A 15865-nucleotide genomic window follows, 5' to 3' on the forward strand; every position below is an offset into this window, starting at 1 on the left:
GACGTGGATCTGGGGCTCAAGGGCCGGGTGGCGCTCGTCGCCGGCGGCACCAGCGGCATCGGGCTGGCCTGCGCGAGGGAGTTCGCCGTGGAGGGCGCGCACGTGGCGGTCTGCGGGCGTGACCCGCAGCGGCTGGCCGCCGCCGAACGGGAGCTGACGGCTGTGGCGTCCGGCCGGGTCAGCGCGACCGGCGTGGACCTCACCGACACCGGCGCCGCCGCCCGCTGGGTGGACCGGGTCGCCGAGGAGTTGGGCGGGGTGGACGTGCTGCTGGTCAGCGGCGGCAGCCCGCCTGTGGGCACCGCCACCGGGTTCGGCACGGACGACTACCGGGCGGCTGTGGACCGGGTGCTGCTGCCGGCGGTAGCGGTGTCGATGGCCGCGCTGCCGCACATGCGTGCCGCGGGCTGGGGCCGGCTGCTGCTGGTGGCCTCCGAGACCGCCTGCGTGCCGATCGGCCCGCTCGTGCTGTCCGGGGTGACCCGGGCGGCGCTGGTCCGCTTCGCCCAGGGCCTCGCCGTCGACGTGGGCCGCGACGGCATCACCGTGAACGTGCTCGCGCCCGGCGGGGTGCGGACGCCGCCGATGGAACGCGCCGCGGCCCGGCTCGCGGGCGCGGACGGCGACGTCGAGGCGCGGCTGGCCGCGATGGGCCACCACAGCGCCGTCGGGCGGCTGGCCCGGCCCGAGGAGGTCGCCGCGGTGGCCGCGTTCCTGGCCGGCGAACGCGCGTCGTACGTGACCGCCGGGGTGCACCTGATCGACGGCGGCGCCGCCGCCACCGGCCCCGACCTGCCCCACCTCACCGGCGTCCGCAAGGACACCTACGCCTGACCCACCGACCGCCGCACAAGGGAGTGCCCATGTCCACGACCAGCCGGTTCACCGAGCGGGACGTCTCCGAGTTCTTCGACCAGACCACGCAGACGTACCTCAGCTTCTGGGACAGCGAGGGCGTGCTGCACACCGGCTACTTCGCCGGGGAGGACGACGCCGACTACCACGCGGCGGCCGACCGGACCTCCGACATCCTGGCCGCGGACGCCGGGATCGACGCGTCGTCGAACGTGCTCGACGTGGGCTGCGGCTGCGGCAACTTCCTGCTGCGCCTGGCCGCCCGTACCGGGTGCCGGGGCGAGGGGCTGGACCTGAGCATCGAGCGGGTGCGCTTCGCCGAGCAGCGGCGCGCCGAGCGGGGCGCCTCGCTTCCGGTGTCGTTCCGGCACGGCTCGGCCACCGCCCTGCCGTACGACGACGGCACGTTCACGCACGTGGTCAGCCAGGACGCGCTGTTCCTGGTGCCGGACAAGCCGCGCAGCCACGCCGAGATGTTCCGGGTGCTCGCCCCCGGCGGGGTGCTCGCGGTGTCCGACTTCCTCCAGCCCACCGAGCGGATCGGCGAGGCGGCCCGCCGGCACGTCTACGACCGGGTGCGCTGGAACGACGGCTACTCGCTCGACGGCTACCGCCGGGCGCTGACCGAGGCCGGGTTCGTGGACGTGGTCGCGCGCAGTCTCGACGCGCACATCAGGCAGACGTACCGGGTGCTGGGCCGTACCGCCCGGGAGCGCGCGGAGACGACGGCGGACGAGGCGGCGCGGACCTGGATCCTCGGTTTCGCCGACTCGTGCGACGAGATCCAGGCGGCGATCGACAGGGGCGAGTTCGGCTGGGGCATGTTCGTCGCCCGCAAGCCGGCCTGAGGGAGGGACAGCAGATGTCGCAGCGCACCGACACCGTGAAGCGGACGATCGCCGAGGTGGTCGCCGAGCGGAAGACGCAGATGTCGCCCGGCGCGACGTTCGTCGAGGCGTTCGCCAAGGACGGCTTCGACACCAGCGTCGACTACGACGTGACGATCACCGACTCGCTCACCAGTTCCCGGCGCAAGCCCCGCTACCCGTCGCGGAACATGCTCAAGGTGGTGGACCTGTCCCGGGATCCGCAGGACTACTACTGGCACGAGAGCCCGCCCCGGCCGGACGACCCGGCGGTGGACGGCGCGGACCTGCGCCGGGAGGCGGCCAACCACTTCCACCGCTCCCCCATCCCGCCGCTGCTCACCACCACCGCGTGGGTGCAGGTGCCGGACACGTTGTGGGAGGACCCGGTCAGCTTCGCGCAGTTCATCGACTACCGGCTGGTGGTGCGGCTGGCCACGGCCGAGAACCACACCATCCTGCGCGGCGAGGGCGGGCTGCTGACCATGCCGGACCTGGGCCGGCTCACCGACCCGGGACCGTTCGCGTCCACCGTCCTGGCCGCGTGCAACGAGGTCGAGCAGATGGGCAGCACCGCCGACGGGCTGATCATCAACCCGGCCGACTACTACCGGCTGCTGGGCAGCGGCTCGCTGATGCGGGACGTGGAGGACAACGGCGTGTTCATCGTGCGTACCCGGCTGGTCGACCCGGGCACCGCGATCGTCGGGGACTTCGGCCACGGCGCGCTGCTGTTCGACGCCGGCCGGTCCACCATCGCGTTCGCGGAGCCGCCGCCCGGCACGTTCGCCGAACCCGGTGTGGCGCTGCGCGCCGAGATCTGGGAGCGGGCCGTGGTGAACCTGCCCACCTGCTTCTTCGTCGTGACGCTCTGACCGGCGGCGACTGATGACGACGCCGGGCCGTACCGACCCCGACGTGCTGGTGGTCGGCGCGGGCGTGGTGGGCCTGTGCTGCGCCTGGTTCCTGCGCCGCGCCGGGCTCAGCGTGACGGTGGTGGACCGGGGCGAGGTCGGCGACGCGGCGGCCTGCTCCGCCGGGAACACCGGCTTCGTCGGCACCCAGGGCTCGGCGCCGCTGGCCGAGCCGGGGGTGCCGGCCACCGGGATCCGCTGGCTGTTGCGCCCGGAGAGCCCGTTCGCGGTCCGGCCCCGGCTGGACGGCGCGCTGCTGGCCTGGCTCTGGCACTTCCGCCGGCACTGCACCGAACGGCACGCCCGCGCCGGGTTCGAGACGCTGCTCGCGCTCAAACAGCGCAGCCTCGCGCTGCTGCGCGAGATCTGCGCCGAGGACGAGCTGGCCGGGACGCTCACCGAACGCGGCATGATCCTGGCCTGCCACACCGAGCAGGGGTACGCGAAGGCGCGCCGGACGATCCCGGCGGCGACCGCGCGTGGCGTGCCGCTGCGCGAGCTGGACCGGGCCGAGCTGGCCCGGCTGGAACCCGGCGTCGACTTCGCGGTGGCCGGGACGCTGCTCAACGAGGAGGGCGCCGCGCTGCGCATCCCGGCGTTCCTGGTGGCGCTCGCGGCGGCGCTGCGGGCCCGGGGCGTGGACATCGTCACCGGCGCGGAGGTACGCGACTTCGAGGTGACCGGGCGGCGCGTACGCGCGGTGCGCACGGCCCGGGGCGAGCTGCGCCCGGCCGAGGTGGTGATCGCCGCCGGGGTGTGGTCGGCGGCCTGCGCCCGGATGCTCGACGTCGGGCTGACGCTGCAACCGGCGAAGGGCTACACCGTCACGCTGCCCGCCGGGCCGGGCACGCCCACCCGGCCGGTGCTGCTCAGCGAGGGCAAGGTCGCCGTGATGCCGCTGGGTGACCGGGTACGCGTCGGCGGCACGCTGGAGCTGTCCGGGCTGGACACGTCGATCTCACCGCGCCGCGTCGACGGGATCCTGCACACCGCGCGGCGGTACCTGCCGGCGCTGGACACCGGCCGCCGGCTGGACGTGTGGAGCGGCCTGCGTCCGTGCACCCCGGACAGCCTGCCGCTGATCGGGCGGGCCGACGGCTACGACAACGTCAGCGTGGCCACCGGGCACGGGCACATCGGGATGGGCCTGGCCCCGGCCGGCGGGCGGCTGCTCGCCCAGCTCGTCTCCGGCGCCGAGCCGGACCTGCCGCTGGAGACGTTCGCCCTGGACCGCTTCCGGAAGGGGATCTCGTGAGCGACCGGCCGGAGATCGGCGTGCTCTGCCTCGACACCAGCTTCGACAAGATCCCCGGGCACATCCGCAACCCGGACACGTTCGACTTCCCGGTGCGCTACCGGGTGGTGGAGGGCGCCACCCCGCAGCGGCTGGTCCGCGAGGCCGACCCGGCGCTGCTGCGACCGTTCGTCGACGCGGCCCGCGACCTGGAGACGGCCGGGGTCGCCGGGATCACCGGCGCGTGCGGGTTCCTCGTGCTGTTCCAGGCCGAACTCGCCGCCGCGGTGCGCGTCCCGCTGTGGTCGTCGAGCCTGGTGCAACTGCCGATGGTGCACCGCATGGTCGGGCGCCCGGTCGGGCTGCTGGTCGCCGACGAGGCCGCGCTGACCCCGCGCCACCTGGCCGCGATCGGCGCCGCCGACGTCCCGGTGGCGGTCACCGGCATGGCCGGGCAGCCGGAGTTCCGCGAGGTGATGCTGGAGGGGCGGCGCGACGCCCTCGACGTCGGGCGGCTGGCGGCCGAGGTGGACGAGCGGGTCGACGCGCTGGCCCGCGCGCACCCGGACCTGGGGGCGCTGGTCGTCGAGTGCACCGACCTGGTGCCGTTCGCCCACCGGATCCAGGCGCGGCTGGGTGTGCCGGTGTTCGACATCGTCACGCTGACCACGATGGCGTACGCGAGCCTCACCCGGCGGCCGTACCGTCCCGGTGGGTGACCGCGGGGCCGTCGCGCGGAAACCGGCTCCCGGCCCCCGTCCGGCGCTTAGCGTGGGACGAGGGGCGGCCTGCCCGGGGCGCCGGTGAGCGGAGGGAGAACGCGGTGACGGAGCCGGAGGAGGAGCAGGAGAAGACCCGCAAGACCGATCGGGTGCTGTTCTCGCCCGACGGCGACCCGCACCACACGCTCGCCGAGGCGCCCCAGCCGGACGAGCACCTGCCGCCCACCGTCACCCGGGACGGCCACACGGACGTGCTCGACGACGAGCAGTGAGCGCACCGTCCCGCCCGGGCTCGTCGGCCGGGCGGGACGTGTCGCGGCCGGACCGGCGGATCGCCGTCACGCCGCCAGGACGTGCCGCGGTCAGACCGGCGGGATGCCGGAGCGGCCGATGTCCGACATGTCGTCGCCGATCTCGGTCCGGGTGCCGGCCACCGGCCCGGCGCCGGCCTCGGTGCGGTCCTCCACGCAGGCGTCGCCCAGCCCGTGCATCAGCTCCCCGACGACCGCGAGCGCCGAGCCCTTGTCCGGGCAGGGCGCCCCGGTGGCGAGCACCTGACCGTCGCCGCCGACGACCGTGAACCCCACACTGCCGTCGGCCTCGCTCTCGATGACGAACTTCACAGCGCTCCTCCCGCTCAGCTCACGCCGTGCGTCTGCAACCACAGCTCCAGCAGGCCCAGTTGCCACAACTTGTTGCTGCCGGCGGCGGCCTGGGCCCGGTCCGGCTCGGCCAGCAGCTCGTCGACGTACGCCCGGCGGAACAGCCCGCGCCGGCGCGCCTCGGGCGCACCCAGCGCCTCGACCACCAACTCTCGCACGGGACCGTCGACGTTGCGCAGCGCCGGCACCGGGAAGTAGCCCTTGGGCCGGTCGATGACCTCGGCCGGCAGCACCTCGCGGGCCACGTCCTTGAGCACACCCTTGCCGCCCTGCGCCAGCTTTTGCTCCGGCGGGCACGCCGCGGCGAGCGTGACCAGGTCCTGGTCGAGGAAGGGCGTACGCACCTCCAGCCCCCACGCCATGCTCATGCTGTCCACCCGCTTGACCGGGTCGTCGGGCAGCATCAGGTGGGTGTCCAGGCGCAGCACCGCGTCCACGGCGGTCTGCGCGCCCGGCGCGGCCAGGTCCGCGGCGACCAGCTCGCCGGAGGCGTCACCGTCGCAGGCGTACGCCGGTTCGACCACCTCGGTCAGCTCGGCGTGGTCGCGGTCGAAGAACGCGGCGGTGAACTCGGCCACCGCGTCCTCTCGGGGCGAGCGGGCCAGCCGGTGGTGGTAGCCGTAGCCGGCGAACACCTCGTCGGCGCCCTGGCCGGACTGCGCCACCTTCACGTGCCGGGCCACCTGCTCGGAGAGCAGGTGGAACGCCACCACGTCGTGGCTGCCCATCGGTTCGGTCATGGCCGCCACGGTGGCGCGTACGGCCGGACCGAGATCGCCGTCGGCGAGCCGGATGCGGTGGTGGTCGGTGCCGAACGTGCGGGCCACCAGGTCGGAGTAGTGGAACTCGTCGCCGGTCTCGTCGCCGCGGCTGTCGAAGCCGATGCTGAACGTCTGGAGGTGGTGCTGTCCGGCGTCGTCGAGCAACGCCACGATCATGCTGGAGTCGAGCCCGCCGGAGAGCAGCACCCCGACCGGCACGTCCGCGACCAGCCGGCGGCGTACGGCGGTGCGCAGCGCGTCCCCGACGGCGGCCCGCCAGTCGGCGGCGTCCATGCCGTCGTGGGCCGGGTCGCGCCGGTACTCGGGCCGCCAGTAGACGCGCTCCCGGCTGCGCCCGTCGGCCTCGATCACCCGGACGGTGGCCGGCGGCAGCTTGCGTATCCCGCGCAGGATCGTGCGGGGCGCCGGCACGATCGAGTGCCAGGACAGGTAGTGGTGCAGCGCGACCGGGTCGATGCCGGTGTCGACGTCACCGCCGGCCAGCAGCGCCGGCAGCGTGGAGGCGAACCGGATCCGGCCGGGCGACTCCGCGAGGTAGAGCGGCTTGATGCCGAGCCGGTCGCGGGCCAGCACGAGGCGGCGGCGCCGCCGGTCCACCAGCGCGACCGCGAACATGCCGACCAGGTGGTCGACGAACCGCTCCCCCCACTGCGCGTACGCCACCAGGATCACCTCGGTGTCGCTGGTGCTGCGGAAGGTGTGCCCGGCCGCGCGCAGCTCGTCGCGCAGCTCCGGGTAGTTGTAGACGCAGCCGTTGAAGACCAGGGCCAGGCCGAGGTCGTCGCGGACCATCGGCTGGGCGCCGGCCTCGGACAGGTCGATCACTGTCAACCGTCGGTGCCCGAGGGTGATCCAGCCGTCACTCCACGTGCCCTCGCCGTCCGGGCCGCGTGAGCGCATGGCGGCGGTCATCCGGGTCACCGCGGCGGCGTCGGGGGCGGCCCCGTCGAATCTGGCCTCACCGCTGATCCCGCACATCTCAGCGTCCACCGGTCAGTCGGGGAGCACCCACCACGCCAACCTCCCGCCACGTCGTCTCCCGGGCGGTCCGCCGGGTACGGCGACTACCCGGCCTGTGGCGAAGGAAACCCGGATGGGCTGTTGGCGAGCCGGGCACGGCGCGCCGTCGTACGGTGGCGGTACGGGCCATGTCCCCGGGCGGTCCGGCCACGGGACGTGGCCAGGATCAACGACGCCTGCCAGGAGGACGTGTGTTCGCCAATTCCGAGGAACTCCTGCGATACCTCACCGACGAGGACGTGAAGTTCGTCGACGTACGTTTCTGTGACCTGCCCGGCGTGATGCAGCACTTCAACCTGCCGGTCGAGTCGTTCGACGACAGCGTGTTCACCGACGGTCTCGCCTTCGACGGCTCGTCGATCCGTGGTTTCCAGTCGATCCACGAGTCGGACATGCTGCTGCTGCCGGACGTGGCGACCGCGTTCGTGGACCCGTTCCGCACGCAGAAGACCGTCGCGTTGAACTTCTTCGTCCACGACCCGTTCACCCGGGAGGCGTACTCCCGCGACCCGCGCAACGTGGCGAAGAAGGCCGAGGCGTACCTGGCGGCCAGCGGCATCGCCGACACCGCGTACTTCGGGGCGGAGGCGGAGTTCTACATCTTCGACTCCATCCGCCACGAGACCTCGGCGCACCAGTCGTTCTACTACATCGACTCGATCGAGGGCGCCTGGAACAGCGGGCGGATCGAGGAGGGCGGCAACCGCGGCTACAAGACCGCGTACAAGGGTGGCTACTTCCCGGTGCCGCCGGTCGACCACTACGCCGACCTGCGCGACAGCATGGTCCGCCGGATGGTGGACGCCGGTTTCACCGTGGAGCGGTCGCACCACGAGGTGGGCACCGGCGGGCAGTCCGAGATCAACTACAGGTTCTCGACGCTGCTGCACTCGGCCGACGAGCTTCAGCTGTTCAAGTACCTGATCAAGAACGAGGCGTGGGCCGCCGGCAAGACCGCCACGTTCATGCCGAAGCCGCTGTTCGGTGACAACGGCTCCGGTATGCACACCCACCAGAGCCTCTGGCGCGGCGGCGAACCGCTGTTCTACGACGAGACCGGCTACGCCGGGCTGTCCGACACCGCCCGCTGGTACATCGGCGGCCTGCTGCACCACGCACCCTCGCTGCTCGCCTTCACCAACCCGACCATCAACTCCTACCGCCGTCTCGTCCCCGGCTTCGAGGCGCCGGTCAACCTGGTCTACTCCCAGCGCAACCGCTCCGCCTGCACCCGCATCCCGGTGACCGGCAGCAACCCGAAGGCCAAGCGCGTCGAGTTCCGGGTGCCGGACCCGTCCAGCAACCCGTACCTGGCGTTCTCCGCCATGCTCATGGCCGGTCTCGACGGCATCAAGAACAAGATCGAGCCGCCCGCGCCGATCGACAAGGACCTCTATGACCTGCCGCCGGAGGAGTGGGGCGACGTCAAGCAGGTCCCGGGCTCGCTGCCCGAGGCGCTGGCGGCGCTGGAGACCGACCACGACTACCTGCTCGACGCCGGTGTCTTCACCGACGACCTGATCTCCACCTGGGTCGACTGGAAGAACGCCAACGAGGTCGACCCGGTGCGTCTGCGGCCCACTCCGCACGAGTTCGCGCTCTACTTCGACTGCTGACCCCTACCGCCACCGCCCCCGCCACCCGCGGGGGCGGTGGTCGGCGGAAACGGCCTCGGGCCGGCCCCCGCCCTCGTACCGTCGAGACATGACTCCGCCTCACGACGACACGCCGACCGTTCCGTGCCGGTGGAGCCGTCGGTGAGGCCGCGGCCCACCACCACCGCCACCACCACCCCGCAGATCCCCACCGTCCTGACCCTCGGGGTGGAAGAGGAGTTCCTGCTGCTGGACCCGGCCACCGGCGAGAGCATGCCGGTCGCCGACCGGGTACGCGGCGCGCTGTCCGGCACCGCCCGCGAGCAGAGCCGGCAGGAGTTCCGGCACAGCATGGTCGAGATGGTGACGCCGGTCAGTCCCGATCTCGGAGAGCTGCGGGAGCACCTGGTCACGCTGCGCCAGGCGGCCGCGCAGGCGGCCGACGCGGCCGGGGCACGGCTGGTCGCCGTCGGTGCCACCCCGGTCTGCGAAGCCCACCGCACGGTGCCCGACGAGCAGCGCTACCACGACATGTCCCGCCGGTTCGGCCCGGTGGCCCACGACCCGGCGGTCTGCGGCTGCCACGTCCACGTCGGCGTGCCGGACCGGGAACTGGCAGTGCAGGTCTGCAACCACCTGCGCCCGTGGCTGCCGGTGGTGCAGGCGCTCACCGCGAACTCGCCGCTGCACGACGGGCGGGACACCGGCCACGCGAGCTGGCGCTCGATGCAGCTGGAACGGTGGCCGAGCATCGGACCGACACCGCACTTCGAATCCGCCGCCGACTACGACGCCACGGTGGCGGACCTGATCACCGCCGGGATCATGCTCGACGCCGCGATGGTCTACTGGTACGCCCGCCCGTCCGCGGCGTACCCGACGGTGGAGGTCCGGGTCGGCGACGTGTGCCCCACAGTCGACGACACGGTGTTGGTCGCCGGGCTGGTCCGGGCGCTCGTGGCCACGCTGATCGACGACGTGCGCGCCGGTGTGCCGGCACCCCGCATCCGGGACTGCCTGGTCGCCGCCGCGCACTGGCGGGCCGCCCACGACGGCGTCGACGGAAAGCTCGTGGACCTGCGCTCCGGTCGGCCCCGGCCGGCCTGGGACCTCGTCGACGACCTGGTCGTCACCGTCACGCCCGCGCTGGCCCGCCACGGTGACCTGGATCTGGTCCGGCGCGAGCTGGACCGGGTGCGCCGGGACGGCACCGGCGCCACCCGGCAACGACGGATCATGGCCGGGACCGGCGGGGACGTCCGCGCCGTGCTCGATCACCTAGCCGCGCAGACCGTCTCGACGTGAGTCGATGACCTCCCCGGACCGGACCGGCGACCGGTCAGCGCAACCCGGCGAACAGGTCGTCCTCGGGTGTGGCCGCGCCGGTGGTGTCCCGCACCCGCACGAACGTCTCCATGCTCATCAGCTCGGTGAACCGCTCCTGCCCCAGGCGCAGGAAGAAGATGTTCTCCGCCTGGCTGGCGTGCGCGGCGAGCGAGGCGAACTTCTGCCCGCCGTAGCCGCTGGTGTCGACCCAGGTGGTGATCTCGTCGTCCGGCAGGCCCAGCGCCGGCATCTCGTCGGTCGCCTCCGGCTCGGGGAACTCCACCCCGATCTCCTTCATGACGGTGCCGAACTGCTGGAACGCGCTGCGCGGCACTGTGGTCCAGTAGACCTTGGCCGGGATGCCGGTCTGCTCCACAGCGGCCATGGTGATCCGGTGGGCCTGGATGTGGTCCGGGTGGCCGTAGAAGCCGTTCTCGTCGTAGGTGACCACCACGTCGGGGCGGTAGCGCCGGATCAGCTCGGCCAGCCGGTCGGCCGCCTCGGCCACCGGCGTGTTCCAGAACGCGCCGGGCGCGTCGTTCGTCGCCCAGCCCATCATCCCGGAGTCGCCGTAGTCGAGCGTCTCCAGGTGGGTGACCTTGAGCGCCTCGCAACTGGCGGCCAGCTCGGCGCGGCGCATCTCGACCACGGCCTTCGGGTCGTGGCCGGGGTCGCCCGGTTTGATCCCGCCGGGACCGTCGCCGCACCCCCCGTCGGTGCACGTCACGAGCACAGTGGTGACGCCCTCGGCCGCATAGCGCGCCAGGACGCCGCCGGTGCTCGTCGCCTCGTCGTCGGGGTGCGCGTGCACCGCCATCAGGGTCAGGGATCGATCGGTCACCCCGTCACCATACGAGCATCGGCCGACGAACTAGCATTGCCCGGTCCGCAGACGGCGACGGAAGCGAGGCGCGATGGGTTGGCTCCAGCGGTTGCTCGGTGGCGGACGGGTCGAACTGGACCCCGCACGTCAGCAGGAGCTGCTGCGGGACGTGCGGCGGTCCTACGGGGCGCACGCCCGCCTCCGGTTCCCGGAGCAGGCCGACGCGATCACACGGCTGCTGTCCGATGACGACGGTCTCGTGGTGGCCGCCGGGATCGTCTGCGAGGCCGCCGACCAGGCGCACGCCGACCTCCAGGGCCAGGCGCAGGAGGTGTTCCGGCGCACCGGGCGGCGGCTGCTGGTGCACCGCCGCAACTACCGGCCCCTGTGGAAGGAGGCCGGGCCGGCGCTGCGCTGGCCGCTCGGCGCGCTACCCAGCGGGCTGCACCCGTACGCGCAGGTCAGCGCCGCCGTGGCGGTGGTCGGCGGGCGGGCCGACCGGCTGGACCGGGTGACCGACCCGCAGCCGTTCGTGACGCGCCTGTTCGAGGTGCTCGACCTGACCACCGCCGGCTGGGAGTTCGGCCGGGTGCGTGTGGACACCGACAGCGCGAGGCTCGTGGAGCGGCTGATGGGCACCGGCGCGCGGGTGCTCGCGACGATGGACGACCCGCCCCGGCTGCCGCCGGCGGTACGGGAGATGATGCGCCGCAACCACCGCATCGCCGTGTACGACCCGGCCGGTCCCCGCGTGGTCGGCGAGCTGAACCTGGGCGCGCGGCTGCGCGAGACGCTGCTGGCCTGACCGGCGGCACGCCCCGCCCCGGCCGGGTGACCGAAGCGGGGTGCGTCGGTGCTCAGGTGGTCGTGCAGGTGAGGTTCGCCGGCGGGTTGTTGCTGCCGTTGACGGCACCGATGAAGCCGAACGTGGTGGAGCCGCCGGCCGGCACCGAGCCGTTGTAGTCGACGTTGCGCACCGTCACGTTCGCGCCGTTCTGGGTGTGCGTGCCGCTCCAGATCTGGTTGATCACCTGCCCGTTCGGGAACGTCCAGGAGACCGTCCAGCCGCGGATCGCGGTGGCGCCGGCGGTCACCGTGACCTCGGCCTGGAAGCCACCGGACCAGGAGCCGGTGATCGCGTACGTGGCACGCGCGCCGGACGGCGCCGGGGAGCTGGTGGTGGGCGCCGGGCTCGGCGTCGTACTCGATGTGGGTGTGACGGTCGGGGTCGGCGACGGCGTCACGCCGGGCCGGGCCGCGCGGTAGGTGTGCCCGGCGCGGACGGTGAGCGCGACGACGTCGGACTCCGGCCGGGTGGTGGCGGGTGTGCTGCCGTCGGTGACGTCGGCGAGGGTGAAGCTCCCGGTGAACAGCCGGGACCGCAGTCGCAGCGTGCCGTCGCGGTCGGCGCGGACGGTGATCTCGTCGGCCTGGCCGCTGCTCCAGGTCAGCGACACCGTGTAGCCGCCCCGGCCGCGCAGGCCCGCGACCTGCCCGGCGGGCCAGGCGGTCGGCAGCGCGGGCAGCAGGTGCAGCTCGCCGGTGTGGCTGTGCAGCAGCATCTCGGCGATGCCCGAGGTGGCGCCGAAGTTGCCGTCGATCTGGAACGGCGGGTGCAGGTCGAACATGTTCGGCGCGAGCCGGTCGGTACGCACCAGGTCGCGCAGGAGCTTGTGGGCGCGGGCGCCGTCCTCCAGCCGCGCCCAGAAATTGATCTTCCAGGCGAGGGACCAGCCGGTCCCGTCGTCGCCCCGCAGCTCCAGCGTCCTGCGGGCGGCCTCGTACAGCGCCGGGGTGCCGCGCCTGGTGATCTGGTTGCCGGGGTGCAGCCCGTACAGGTGGGAGACATGCCGATGGGTGCGTTCGGTCTCGACCCAGTCGGCCAGCCACTCCTGCACGTTCCCCCGCGAGCCGACACGGCTCGGCGGCAGCCGGTCCCTGGCGGTGCGCACCTGGGACCGGAAGGTGGTGTCGACGCCGAGCACCTCGCTCGCCCGGGCCGCGGCGTCGAACAGGTCGCGCAGGATCTGGTTGTCCATCGTCGGGCCGGCGCAGACGCTGGCGTTCGCGTGGTGCGCCAGCTCCGGCGAGTTCGACGGGTTCGTCACCAGGTAGCCGAGCGTCGGGTGGGCGACCAGGGTGTCGAGGAAGAACTGGGCGGCGCCCTTGAGCGCCGGGTAGTTGGCCTGGAGGAAACCGCTGTCGCCGGTGAACAGGTAGTGGTCCCAGATGAGCGTGCTCAGCCAGGCCCCGCCGGTCTGCCACATGCCCCAGAACGCGCCGTCCACGACCGACGCGCCCCGCCAGGCGTCGGTGTTGTGGTGGGTGACCCAGCCGCCGGCGCCGTACTGCGCCTGGGCGACCCGCGCGCCGGTCACGGTGAGGTCCTTGACCATGTCGAAGACCGGCAGGAAGCACTCTGAGAGGTTCGTGGTGTCGGCCGGCCAGTAGTTCATCGGCAGGTTGGCGTTGACCGTGTACTTCGAGTCCCAGGACGGCGTCAGCGAGTCGTTCCAGATGCCCTGGAGGTTCGCCGGCTGGGTGCCCGGCCGCGACGAGGAGATCAGCAGGTACCGACCGAACTGGAACAGCAGCGCGGCGAACTGCGGGTCGTTGGTGCTCGCGTGCTGCGCGATCCGTACGTCGGTGGGCTGGTCGGCGGCGGCCGTGCGGCCCAGGTCGATCGTGACCCGGTCGAACAGCGCCTGGTAGTCGGCGCGGTGGCGGGTGCGGAGCTGGTCGACGGCGACGCTCTTGGCGGCGTTCAGCCGGTTGCGGGCGATGCCCTGGTAGTCGCCGTTGACGGTGCGGTAGTTGACGTAGCTGGACCCGATCGAGACCAGGAGCGTCACGCTGGTGGCGCCGGACACCCGCAGCGTGCCGCCGGAGCTGCTGACCGTGCCGCCGGTGACGGCGGCGTTCGCCAGCGCGAGGAACCGTACCGAGCCGGTGACCCCCTCCATCGACCCGGAGACGCCGTCGAGCGCGATGGTCGCGCCGTCCGGGCTGGACACGGTGGTCCGCTGCGGGCTGTCGAACGCGGCGGAGAACGTGATCGCGTTCGCGCGGTCGGCGGTCAGCCGGAGCACGATCACCTGGTCGGGCGCGCTGGCGAACACCTCCCGCTGGTACCGGACGCCGCCCTGCACGTACGTGGTGGTGACGGTGGCGGTGGTGAGGTCGAGCGTCCGGTTGTACTGCGTCGCCCCGCTCGCCGAACCGAAGGCGAGCCGGAGGTCGCCGACGGTCTGGTAGGCGAGCTGACCACCCGGGCTGCCCATCATGGTCTGGTTGATCAGGTCCTGGGCCGAGGTCCACTGGTCGGCGAAGACCCGACGCCGGATCTCGGCCAGGTTGGCCGCTCCCCTGGTGTTCGCCGAGTCGTACGGGCCGCCGGCCCAGACGGTGTCCTCGTTGAGCTGGAGCCGTTCGGTGTCGACGTTGCCGAACACCATCGCGCCGAGCCGCCCGTTGCCGATCGGCAGGGCACGCAGCCAGTCGGTGCCGGCCGGTTCGTCGTACCAGAGTGCCAGGTCGTTCGCGGCCAGCACCTGTGGTGGCGCCGCCGAGCCGGCGCGTGCGGCGGCGCTCCAGGCGGCCGGCACCAGCGCGGCACCGGCCCCGGCCGCGCCGGCCTTGAGGATGTTCCTTCGGGTCACGTCGGACATGGTCTTCTCCTCGCAGGCGGGTCGGGTGGTGGTGCGGCCGGTGCGCGGGCGGGTCGGCGTCGGCCCGCCCGCGCACCGGGTGCGGTGGCTACCTCGCGCAGGCGACGCCGTTGAGGGTGAACGCCGCCGGTGCGGCCGTGTTGCCGGTGTGGTTCGCCTGGAAGCCGAGGCTGACCGAGGCGCCGGGCGCGATGGTGGAGTTGTAGGAGACGTTGCGGGCGGTCACCTGACCGGAGCCGGGCGAGTAGGTGGCGTTCCAGCCGGAGGTGATGGTCTGCCCGCCCGGCAGGGTGAAGACCAGCGACCAGCCGTTGATCGCGCTGCCGCCGGTGTTGGTGACGGTGAGGTCTTCGGTCAGGCCGGTGTTCCAGGCGTTCACCGTCGCGGTGACCTTGCAGGCGACGCCGGACGGCGGCGGGGTGGTCGGGCCGGGGGTGGTCGGCGCGGGTGTGGTGGGCGGCGGCGTCGTGCTCTGGAACTGGGTGAAGAACTGCCACGTCTCCCCCGGCAGCCAGGTACGCGTGCCGCTGTCACCCGGCGCGCCGTCCTGCGGGGCGGCGATGTGTCCCTCGTCGAAGGCCGCCCACACCACCGGGTACCCCGCCCGGCAGCCCGCGTACGTGGTGGTGCGGTGGCTCAGGCTGCCCTGGCCCGGCTCGGGGGGGTTCTGCGTGGCGCAGCCGTTGTTGCGGACGAACCGGTCGCGCATCGTCCGCCCGCCGGCGATGCCGAGGACGCCGTCGCGGATGCCGTGCGCGGCGAAGTACGCGATCGGCTGGGTGCCGCCGCTGCATCCGCTGAGCTGGCCGCCGGCGTAGACGGCCACCGCCCGGAAGACGGTGGGCCGGGCGCAGGCGACCGCGTAGCTCATGGCGCCGCCGTAGCTGAACCCGAGCGCGAAGCGCTGGCTGGTGTCCACGCACAGGCCGGCGTCGACACGGCGCAGGATGTCGTCGACGAAGGTGATGTCCTCGCCGCCGGCGTTGGCCCACCCGTTGTTGAGCCCCTGCGGCGCGACGAAGATGGTGCTGTTGTTCGCCAGCCGCTGCAACCCGTAGTACGACCACACGTCGCGTTGGACGGTCTGGCCGGTGGCGACGTCGGTGGCGGTGCCGCCGCGCCAGTGGAAGCCGACGACCAGCCGGTACTGGCGGTTGACGTCGTAGCCGTCGGGCACCCGCAGGATGAACGTGCGGTTCTTGCCGCTGCTGGTGACGGTGTGCGTCCCGCTGGCCAGCGTCGGGGCCTTCCCGCAGCCGGCCGTCGCGGCCGCCGCGCCGACGTCCGCGGCCCGGGCGCTGCCGCCCAGTGAGCCGCCGACCATGGCGGCGCCCATGCCCAGGGCCAGCAGGATCGCGGCGGTGACCGACCCGGCTCTCGTTCTGCGCTTCGACATCT

The 15865-nt window shown here is 73.1% G+C and carries 14 protein-coding genes; 9 read left to right on the forward strand and 5 right to left on the reverse strand.

Translation table 11 applies throughout. The annotated features are described in order from the left end of the window. Positions 1-3 precede the first annotated feature (3 nt). From BFV98_RS06685 to BFV98_RS32205, 6 genes are all read left to right on the forward strand, one after another. Positions 4-834, forward strand: a complete 831-nt coding sequence (locus BFV98_RS06685) for an SDR family NAD(P)-dependent oxidoreductase (RefSeq protein WP_071095417.1) — start codon at positions 4-6, stop codon at positions 832-834. A gap of 29 nt (positions 835-863) precedes the next feature. Then, a complete protein-coding gene (locus tag BFV98_RS06690) occupies positions 864-1703 on the forward strand; it encodes a class I SAM-dependent methyltransferase (protein ID WP_071095419.1) in 840 nt (279 codons plus the stop codon). 14 nt (positions 1704-1717) lie between these two features. After that, a complete protein-coding gene (locus BFV98_RS06695) occupies positions 1718-2596 on the forward strand; it encodes a family 3 encapsulin nanocompartment shell protein (RefSeq protein WP_071095421.1) in 879 nt (292 codons plus the stop codon). A 13-nt stretch (positions 2597-2609) separates the two neighbouring features. Further along, positions 2610-3890: an FAD-binding oxidoreductase gene (locus tag BFV98_RS06700; protein WP_071095422.1), complete on the forward strand. Its 1281-nt coding sequence runs from the start codon at positions 2610-2612 to the stop codon at positions 3888-3890. After that, a complete protein-coding gene (locus BFV98_RS06705; RefSeq protein ID WP_071095424.1) occupies positions 3887-4588 on the forward strand; it encodes an aspartate/glutamate racemase family protein in 702 nt (233 codons plus the stop codon). The genes BFV98_RS06700 and BFV98_RS06705 overlap by 4 nt, the downstream gene beginning before the upstream one ends. 104 nt (positions 4589-4692) lie before the next feature. After that, positions 4693-4863, forward strand: coding sequence for a hypothetical protein (locus BFV98_RS32205; RefSeq protein ID WP_013285860.1), 171 nt, complete (start codon positions 4693-4695; stop codon positions 4861-4863). 90 nt (positions 4864-4953) lie between these two features. Here BFV98_RS32205 and BFV98_RS06710 read toward each other — a convergent pair whose 3' ends face one another. Together BFV98_RS06710 and BFV98_RS06715 are read right to left on the reverse strand one after the other, a co-directional pair. Further along, the gene (locus BFV98_RS06710; protein ID WP_013285859.1) at positions 4954-5214 is read right to left on the reverse strand and encodes a hypothetical protein; all 261 of its coding nucleotides are present in this window, start codon (positions 5212-5214) and stop codon (positions 4954-4956) included. Between the two features lie 14 nt (positions 5215-5228). Next, entirely contained in the window at positions 5229-7013 is a 1785-nt protein-coding gene (locus tag BFV98_RS06715; RefSeq protein WP_071095426.1) for an N-acetylglutaminylglutamine amidotransferase, read from the reverse strand. A gap of 233 nt (positions 7014-7246) precedes the next feature. Between BFV98_RS06715 and glnA the strand changes: the two genes are divergently transcribed. Then, entirely contained in the window at positions 7247-8671 is a 1425-nt protein-coding gene (gene glnA / locus BFV98_RS06720) for a type I glutamate--ammonia ligase (RefSeq protein ID WP_071095428.1), read from the forward strand. Positions 8672-8812: 141 nt separating this feature from the next. Continuing rightward, positions 8813-9955 carry a glutamate--cysteine ligase gene (locus tag BFV98_RS06725; RefSeq protein WP_013285856.1) on the forward strand — a complete coding sequence of 381 codons (1143 nt, stop codon included), beginning with the start codon at positions 8813-8815 and terminating at the stop codon, positions 9953-9955. Positions 9956-9989: 34 nt separating this feature from the next. On the opposite strand, the gene BFV98_RS06730 is transcribed toward BFV98_RS06725, so the two are convergent. After that, a complete protein-coding gene (locus BFV98_RS06730; protein WP_013285855.1) occupies positions 9990-10817 on the reverse strand; it encodes a PIG-L family deacetylase in 828 nt (275 codons plus the stop codon). Positions 10818-10890: 73 nt separating this feature from the next. Between BFV98_RS06730 and BFV98_RS06735 the strand changes: the two genes are divergently transcribed. Then, positions 10891-11604: a hypothetical protein gene (locus tag BFV98_RS06735; RefSeq protein WP_013285854.1), complete on the forward strand. Its 714-nt coding sequence runs from the start codon at positions 10891-10893 to the stop codon at positions 11602-11604. A 52-nt stretch (positions 11605-11656) separates the two neighbouring features. On the opposite strand, the gene BFV98_RS06740 is transcribed toward BFV98_RS06735, so the two are convergent. Then, positions 11657-14467, reverse strand: coding sequence for a glycoside hydrolase N-terminal domain-containing protein (locus BFV98_RS06740; RefSeq protein ID WP_071095430.1), 2811 nt, complete (start codon positions 14465-14467; stop codon positions 11657-11659). Between the two features lie 88 nt (positions 14468-14555). Further along, positions 14556-15863, reverse strand: coding sequence for a cellulose binding domain-containing protein (locus BFV98_RS06745; RefSeq protein WP_071095432.1), 1308 nt, complete (start codon positions 15861-15863; stop codon positions 14556-14558). Positions 15864-15865 lie beyond the last annotated feature (2 nt).

The organism is Micromonospora sp. WMMB235, assembly GCF_001855515.1.
GTDB classification, from domain to species: Bacteria; Actinomycetota; Actinomycetes; order Mycobacteriales; family Micromonosporaceae; genus Micromonospora; species Micromonospora aurantiaca.